This window comes from Sulfurimonas sp. (assembly GCF_014859695.1).
Classification (GTDB): domain Bacteria; phylum Campylobacterota; class Campylobacteria; order Campylobacterales; family Sulfurimonadaceae; genus Sulfurimonas.
Map to the genome: position 1 here is coordinate 1 of NZ_JACUTS010000074.1, position 8,428 is coordinate 8,428.

The 8,428-nt window shown below is 32.0% G+C and carries 6 protein-coding genes; 4 read left to right on the top strand and 2 right to left on the bottom strand.

Annotation, left to right across the window (positions count from 1 at the left end):
* Positions 1–826: 826 nt before the first annotated feature.
* The 4 genes from IBX42_RS10110 to IBX42_RS10125 all read left to right on the top strand — a co-directional run bounded on the left by IBX42_RS10110 (position 827) and on the right by IBX42_RS10125 (position 6,925).
* Positions 827–2,014: a site-specific integrase gene (locus IBX42_RS10110; protein WP_294932546.1), complete on the top strand. Its 1,188-nt coding sequence runs from the start codon at positions 827–829 to the stop codon at positions 2,012–2,014.
* Between the two features lie 190 nt (positions 2,015–2,204).
* Positions 2,205–3,170 (top strand): ATP-binding protein, encoded by a 966-nt coding sequence (locus IBX42_RS10115; protein WP_294932547.1) that lies wholly within the window; start codon positions 2,205–2,207, stop codon positions 3,168–3,170.
* Between the two features lie 80 nt (positions 3,171–3,250).
* Positions 3,251–5,761 carry a S8 family peptidase gene (locus tag IBX42_RS10120; protein ID WP_294932548.1) on the top strand — a complete coding sequence of 837 codons (2,511 nt, stop codon included), beginning with the start codon at positions 3,251–3,253 and terminating at the stop codon, positions 5,759–5,761.
* A gap of 465 nt (positions 5,762–6,226) precedes the next feature.
* Positions 6,227–6,925, top strand: coding sequence for a helix-turn-helix transcriptional regulator (locus tag IBX42_RS10125; RefSeq protein ID WP_294932549.1), 699 nt, complete (start codon positions 6,227–6,229; stop codon positions 6,923–6,925).
* Between the two features lie 90 nt (positions 6,926–7,015).
* Here the strand turns inward: IBX42_RS10125 and IBX42_RS10130 are convergent, their stop codons facing one another.
* Positions 7,016–7,684: a SprT family zinc-dependent metalloprotease gene (locus tag IBX42_RS10130; protein WP_294932550.1), complete on the bottom strand. Its 669-nt coding sequence runs from the start codon at positions 7,682–7,684 to the stop codon at positions 7,016–7,018.
* Positions 7,677–8,428 (bottom strand): type I restriction enzyme endonuclease domain-containing protein (locus IBX42_RS10135; protein WP_365943630.1); only part of this gene is annotated, 752 nt, incomplete at its 5' end. The genes IBX42_RS10135 and IBX42_RS10130, both read right to left, overlap by 8 nt.

The window sequence follows — 8,428 nt, forward strand, 5'->3', positions numbered from 1 at the left end:
GAACAGAAAAGTATCATTTAAGGTTTGTTTTATTTTTCATCGGATTTACCTAGTAATAACGTGCTACTTACAAAGCTTAATCTACTGCAATAGTACTTCCACTGGGTGTCAGCCGTAACTGTATCAATTTCTACTTTTTTTTCAATACTTGGGTACTGCTTTGCACACATTAACTATGATAGATTGCAAACAGAGTATCTACTTCACCAGACGCTTGATAATACGCCTTTCAATTTTTAACAATGAAATGTGTTTGAGTGAGGAACAGGTACCAAATGCTCCGGTTGAATTACTCAACGGGAAGCCAAAGCTGACTTCCTTCACTTTGGGAGTGAAAAACACTTGGTACCCCGTTGAATAATTTGAACAGGGTAATAATATTAAAAATCTAGAGAGATGTTAATAAAGGCTTTTTTGCCTTTCAGAAGGTGTCATTTTTTAGTAAATTATTTCATTGGAGTTCATATTGTGTCATCAGTTTTGAAAATTGAAGAGTTATTTTGAAGAAAAAAATTTAGTAGTAGAAATTTATACTGGCTAAAGACTAAGAGTTGTAGTAAAAAAGTAGTAAAAAATTGATTTTGAAGTTTTCTTAAAGTGAGAGTAAAATCTCTTAAAGTTCCCTATTTTAGGGATGGTGCGGATGAGAGGACTTGAACCTCCACACCTTACGGCACCAGATCCTAAGTCTCACATGTGTATATTATACAGAGTTATACAGAAGTATATAAAGCCCTAAAATAAGTAATTTTGAAAAAAAGTTATGCTATGCTTTTATATCAAATTATATATAAAACCGTACCCAAACCGTACCCTGAGGTTAACAATGGCTTTAAATGACTTACTCAAAAAAATCGTTATAAGTGGCATCAACACAAAAGGATTATACTATAAAGACACAGGTAATGTCTTTTCTAAAAAAGAGATTGGTAGAGGTGATCTTAACAAAATTAATTATCAGCGAATTACTATTGTAATCAAACTTTATTTTAGAAATAAGCAGATCAAAAAAACGATGACTTATGATAACATCACAGGGTTGCAAGCAGTTAAACAAGCCACCATGGATCGTAATGTTCTAAAATCTGAACTTGAAGATAAAGGAATAATTATCAAAAAGACTTTCAGATCTTTAAATGATCTTTGGGAAGATTATATTGAACACAAAAAAGTTACACTCTCACCGGACAACATCTATTCTATGCAAACATTCTATAATAAATGGATTGCAAAACAAATTGGTGACATGAACATAACTAAAGTTATTACCACCGATCTTCAATCTATTGTAAAAAAAATTTTGACCACATATAAGAAACAATCTTTAAAAGAAAAAGCAGAAGGGAAAGTTAGAGAATATTATAAACCTAGAACTGCCAAGACGGTACAAGACATTATGCGTCCGCTATTTAATTATGCTATGAATCAAAACATAGTACAGTTTAACCCAGCCATCAAAATAGAGATACCAAAATTTGACAACACTGTTGATTTTGAAATCTCTGAAGAAAAGCGTTTAAGACTTTTTGACGAAATACAGCAATACGAGATATTAAAGTACCGTGGTATTATGCTTTTTCTGTATTATGGTCGTAGACTCAACGAAGCTTTAACTTTAGACTGGCGTAGTATACATTTTGATCAAAACGTTTATGTGGTGGAAGCCATTTATGCAAAAAATACCCGCAGAACTGAATATCCGTTGCCGAAGGTCATAACAAAATTTTTAAAAGAATATGGAATTAAAAAAAATGGTTTTGTATTTTCCGGAGAAAAAACAAACCATGTAACAGAGAGCACTTTTCGCCGGCACTGGAAGAAAGTGATCAAAAGAGCTGGAATTGATACCATGCGAATACATGACACAAGGCATGCACTTGGTAATACTTTTATCAATCGAGGAGAAAGTCTTGAAAATATAGGGAAGGTTTTGGGACATAGCTCTATTGCAGTAACTAAACGATATGCAAAAACAAATCTACAAACTGCCGATCGGCTTTTAAGTGATTATTGACAACATGTATAAAAAACAACTGTTGTTGATTGTATTTTTTGATCTTAGTAATCTTATGTAGCAGTTTAATCAGGTATTGCGCTTGTTGGTTGAATTCTGGATATAAACTAAATACAAAAGTATAATTTATGTATTTGTGTATGTATAAAACTGATATAATAAGAAATATTTACAACTCTAGGTAAGACATATGGCTACAGCAGAGCAAATTAAGTCACTTATTAAGTCTCATTACAATAGTGATAAAGAGAAGTTTCATACACTTTCTCTTCAATTAGCAGCCCATGAAGCAAAAAAGGGTCATACATCCTTAGCACATGAAATACGTGATATTATTGATAAAAGTCAGCAAAATAAAATTAAAAGTACAATTTCATTTTTGCCAGAATTGGGTGGTTTAGTTATAACTAGGACTTCTGTTGCAAAAAAAGCATCCTTAGTTATTAATACCAAATTAAAAGATAGAATTATACGTATAATTACTGAATATAGGCAACAAAATAAACTAAAATCATTTGGTTTAAAACATAGACGTAAAATTCTACTTGCTGGACCTCCTGGAACTGGAAAAACAATGACTGCTAATATTTTAGCAGGAGAATTAAATATACCAATCCATACTATACAAGTGGATCGATTATTAACAAAATTTATGGGTGAATCAAGTGCAAAGTTAAGACAAATATTTGAATTAATTGAAAAATCTCCTGGTGTTTATCTTTTCGATGAGTTTGATGCAATTGGAGGAGAACGTACTCTTGAAAATGATGTAGGTGAAATGAGACGTGTCTTAAACTCATTCTTACAATTTATTGAACAAGATACTTCCGATAGCTTAATTATTGCAGCAACTAACAATCCTCATATGCTTGATCATGCACTTTTTCGTAGATTTGACGATGTACTATTTTATGAACGTCCAGATAAAGAAGAATGTAAACAGCTTATTCAAAATATCCTAGGCACTTTTATTACAAACAGATTTGCATGGAAAAAAGTATTACAAGAAAGTGAAGGCTTAAGTCATAGTGAGCTAAGTAATGCTTGTCAAGATGCGATTAAACAGGCTATTTTGTTTGATAAAAAAGAAGTTAATGCGAGTTTATTACTTCAAATGCTTCAAGAACGTCAAGGAACACTTTCAGCAAAAAAGTAATGTAAATAAAAGTTTATTGTTTTATACATAATTAAGAATCTCCAAAGTATAAACACACTCTATAATAAGGTAGTCTTAATATGATAGTTGAAAATTTAAAACATCTCAAAATAGTAAAACCACCTGAAGAGCAACCTTTCACCAGTACTATTACTGGACGTACAAATACATTTATACCAGAGCGAGATCGTGTGGCGCATAGTCAACACTTACAAAGAAAACTTAATGAGTCATTTCACAATATATTCAGAGAAGAAAGCAACTATCAAATAACTCGTGATGGCATGTACCTTGAATTTAAAAGTGACCCTGGGTCAGAATTGTCAATCAAAAGCCTAGAAAACATTGGATCCAATATTCGTTTATTGAATGTGCGCGAAAAAAAAGATCAAGTCTTAAATTCTGAAACCAATCAATACGAAGATAAAACAACTACTTATGCAACTGTTTATATTCCAAAAATCAACTCAAATTATTTTTTAGATAGAGTTCAACAATATGCAACAGAGTCAACACGAACAAACAAACCTAAAAATGCGCCATTAATTAATAGCATAGCCGACATACAAAAAGCACTGTTAATAGATTCTTTTTGGACAGATGAGCTTGATTTAATTCCAGGCGAAGAGCCAACATGGTGTGAGGTTTGGTTAAGAGATACTTCAGATGAAGTTATAGAAAATTTTGAAGCCCTTCTGAGCGAGCATGAGATTATTGCTAGCAATAATACAATACGTTTTCCAGAAAGAGCTGTTAAAATTGTTAATGTTAATTTAACACAACTTGAGAAACTTTCTATATTTTCTGATGATATAGCGGAATATCGACTAGCAAAAGAAAGTGCCACTTTTTGGACAGATATGCAAAATATAGAACAATCTGAGTGGGTTAATGATTTACAAGCAAGACTAGAAAAGAATACTGATTCAAACGTTGCAATTTGTATTTTAGATAATGGTGTAAATAATGGGCATCCTCTTTTATCCCCTATTTTAGATAATAACGATTGTCTAACTGTTAATTATTCATGGGGTACTCATGATCATCACCCTGTTGGTCATGGGACATCGATGGCGGGAATTGCAGCATATGGAAGCCTAGAGAAATGTTTATCACATAAAAGTACGGTTGAGTTAACACATTATTTGGAATCGGTAAAAATTTGTCCACCAGGCACTGTGGGCACTGCTAAGGAACTATGGGGGGATATTACAAATCAAGCTATCAGTAGAGCTGAAATTAATGCACCACATAGAAAAAGAATAGTTTGTATGGCAGTTACTGCTAAAGATACGCGTGATAGAGGACGTCCATCATCATGGTCAGCTTCTATAGATAGTATAACTTCAGGTGCTCATAATGAAGACAACACTAAAAGACTATTTATTGTAAGTGCTGGCAACTGTTATGATTTTAATCATACTTCTCGTTATCCAAGTTCACAGACAACAGACTCTATACATGATCCAGCACAATCTTGGAACGCACTAACGGTGGGTGCATATACCTCCATGAATATTATTACAGATCCAACTTTAGCTGGATATGTGCCAGTAGCTCCAAAAGATGGACTGTCCCCATTTACAACTACATCATATGATTGGGATAATAAATGGCCTATTAAACCAGAAATTGTAATGGAAGGTGGCAATACAGCCTGTGACGGAAGTGGTTTTAGTGTAGAATGTGAAGACTTAGCATTATTATCAACAAATTTTCAACCAACTACTGCTCATTTTTCACACTTTAATATGACTAGTTTATCTACTGCAAGAGCTTCTTGGTTTGCTGCAAAAATACAAGCACAATATCCTGAGTTTTGGCCCGAAACAATACGTGCACTTATGATACATTCAGCTAAATGGACAAATCAACTTATTAGTCAATTTGGAATCAACATGAGCAGTAAAAGTGATATTAGAAGCTTATTACGTATTTGTGGATATGGTGTGCCTTCTTTGCAAAGAGCCTTATATAGTGCATCAAATTCATTAACTTTAATTTCTGAAGCATATATACAACCATTTTTCAAAGATGATGGTAGATACAAGACTAAAGATATGCACCTATATGATTTACCATGGCCAAAGGAAGATTTACTCTATTTAGAAGACGATACAGAGGTTGAAATGCGCGTTACTTTATCATATTTTATAGAACCTGGGGCAGGTGAAATAGGTTGGAAAAATAAATATCGCTATGCCTCACATATGCTTCGTTTTGAATTAAATTCCCCTGGAGAATTAAAAGATGAATTTACTCGAAGAATAAATACCGCCGCAAGAAACGAAGAAAATGGGCATCCAGGTACTGAAAGTACCTCAAATCACTGGGTTATAGGTTCAAACAATAGAAACAAAGGTTCTATACACTCTGATATCTGGAAAGGTACCGCTGCTGAATTAGCAGATTCCAATCTAATAGCTGTTTATCCAGGTATTGGTTGGTGGAAAGAACGAAATCATTTGCACAAATGGAATTCTAATACTAGATATTCATTAATAGTTTCAATATCTACTACATCTACAGAGGTCGATCTTTATACGCCAGTAGAAACACAAATTAAAGTTGCTACAGCTATAGAAGTTTAGTTATTCAACTGTCTTATATCTCTTAAAAACTCCATTTTGCTATATTGTTTTCGTAAACAATAAAGTTTACTTTTGGTGGCAGTATATTGTTTAGATTCTCAACATGGGAAAAAGACAAGAAAAGAACTACGACAAGACACCAGGTTTGTTATTATCCTTCGCGATGCACTAAAACTGCTTCTCAAGAATTTGAGGTTAATTTAAAAAGGCAAAAGTTTCCGCAACAAAATATGGATATGAGAATCTGCTTGATTTACTAGAAGAAATTGATTTGTTTGTAATGAAAGCTAAGAAAGGGTCGTGCACATCTGTTATTTGGGATAAGAGAATGCAAAATAATACTTGAATAGAATGCAGATAACATATTTAAATTTGTAACTAAATTTTTACACTTTATATGTAATTAATATTTTTTAAAATAAAATTTTATTTATTATTAATTACATATAAAGGTGGACTGTATACATGAACAGTATCATTGTTAGAAATTTATCAAAAATACGAATTATGAATAACTTGTCAAAAACTGCATTCGCAGAAAAAATGGGCATTACTAGACAAACTTTTAATAAGATTGAAAATGGAGCCGACCTAAAATGGGATAATATGGCTAAGCTTCGTTTGAACTTAGGAGTTGACTTAAATGCACTGGTATTGGATGAATACATATTCAAAAAGCCCGTAGATGATGTTAAACAAGGCAGCATTTTACATGAATTATTTAATGATTTCATTGCATATGATCTAAATCCTGATTTAATACGCCGTGAGATTATTGCGGCAATACTTAAGAAAACTATGCTCAATAAACCATGGTTGATGAAAATTTTAAAATTTCAAAACAACAGATTAATTATTGAATTTATGCAAATTCTTACGATTATTTCAAAGCAGAATCATACTAAGCTCACGATGAGAAAAAAAGGAAAAAAAATTCTAGAAGAAACAATCAACAAACACAAAGCAGATTCCTTTGATAAATATGTTAAAAAACACCTTTTAAAGCAACTAAACCTGCTTAATGACATGGACTGCTATTATCTTATTTCTCACCCACAAATTGCATTACAAATATTAACCAATAGTATAAATAAAATAGATAGGGAAGCTCTAAAATACTTTGGTTGTGAAATTTTTCTCGAAGATAAAAAATTTATAAATTAAGATATAACCTTTTTCTTTATATGCGATATCAAAAATTTGTGCTCTCTGTGCTTTTCTAAATCTATCATTAAAAGCCAAAACATTACAATACTAAAACCAAGGAGCCTTCTCCAAGACCTCTTTCCGTTTCTCCCAATCACTCATATAAAGTGATAAATAATTATAAAATCCTTTAGAATGGTTTGGATAAATCAAGTGAGCCAACTCATGAAAAACAACATATTCAATACATTTTTTTGGTTTTTTAATAAGCTCTATATTGAGATTTATATATGATTTATGAGGGTTACAGCTTCCCCATCTTGTTTTCATTTGCCTTATTTTAATATCTTTTATCTCTTGTTTTACGATTTTGTTAAACTCTTGCAAGATGTTAAAAAAATGCAGTAGTGCTTTTTCATAATACCATTCATACACTAAGTTTTGTTTTTTTGTTTTATCATTTTTGTTTTTTACATAAATCTCTAAATAGCCTCTTTGGAGCTTAACGCTCTCTTTTTTCGACTCTATAACTTTGAGTCTATAACTTCTCCCAAGATATTGAAAATCCTCGCCACTGACATACTCTTTCTCATTAACCTGAAACGATGCAAAAAATTCTCTTTTTTTTTTGATCCATTTAGCTCTTTTTTTCACTATAAATTCTATATGCTTATCACTTGTAATTTTTGGAGCACTTATGCTTACTTCGCCGTTTGGCTTGACTTTTAGAGTAATATTTTTGACATCTTTTTTAGTGATCTGAATATTTTCAAGCATAAAAACTTATCCCAATACCTCTAATTGTCTGATAAATCTTCTCTTTGTTATCAATTCTAATATCGTATTCATCTTCTATGTCCCAAAGAACATCTTCCATAGCACTGGTAATTTCATTTTCGACATCTTTATTTTTATGCCATTCAGGTTTCTTTGAAGCTTCTTTATAAATCTCATCAAATTTTAGAGTCAAGCTTTTGACTATTATCTCAAAATCCACCACTTCTAAACTACCTAAAATATCATTCAAATTGTCATAAATGGCAAGTAGAGTTTTTTTGTTTTCAAACTCTTTTGGATATTTGTCCGGATTGGGTTTTGCTATACCAGTAATAAGATCTTTTAATTGTTTTGCTTTTGCTAATTTTTCCTCTTCACTGAGCCTTTTAGCTTTATATTCATTGATTACATCTTCAATCTGCTGTGCTATAGATTTATAAAATGCTGGATTTGATTCCATTTTTTCTTTCACAACAGCACTTACTGCACTTAAGATTGTGTCAGCTTTTGCACTTTTACCCTCAACTCTTTGCACCTCTTCTTCAAACTCTGTTTCAAAAATATTTACAAGCCGAGTCAGCTCATTCACCTCTTTGGCACTTACAAAAGTATCAAGTAGCTTTTGCATCTGCTCTTCATATTTTCCAAAGTCACAAGTTTCATGGTATCTTAACTGCACTACCTTTCTGAGTTCATTGTAAAATTTAATTTTTTTCTTATAAAGCTTGATTTCATTCTCGCTTA

Coding starts and splice junctions, on each gene's coding strand:
- IBX42_RS10130 (WP_294932550.1), bottom strand. CDS start 7,684: ATGCTTGAAAATATTCAGATCACTAAAAAAGATGTCAAAAATATTACT.
- IBX42_RS10120 (WP_294932548.1), top strand. CDS start 3,251: ATGATAGTTGAAAATTTAAAACATCTCAAAATAGTAAAACCACCTGAA.
- IBX42_RS10125 (WP_294932549.1), top strand. CDS start 6,227: ATGAACAGTATCATTGTTAGAAATTTATCAAAAATACGAATTATGAAT.
- IBX42_RS10115 (WP_294932547.1), top strand. CDS start 2,205: ATGGCTACAGCAGAGCAAATTAAGTCACTTATTAAGTCTCATTACAAT.
- IBX42_RS10110 (WP_294932546.1), top strand. CDS start 827: ATGGCTTTAAATGACTTACTCAAAAAAATCGTTATAAGTGGCATCAAC.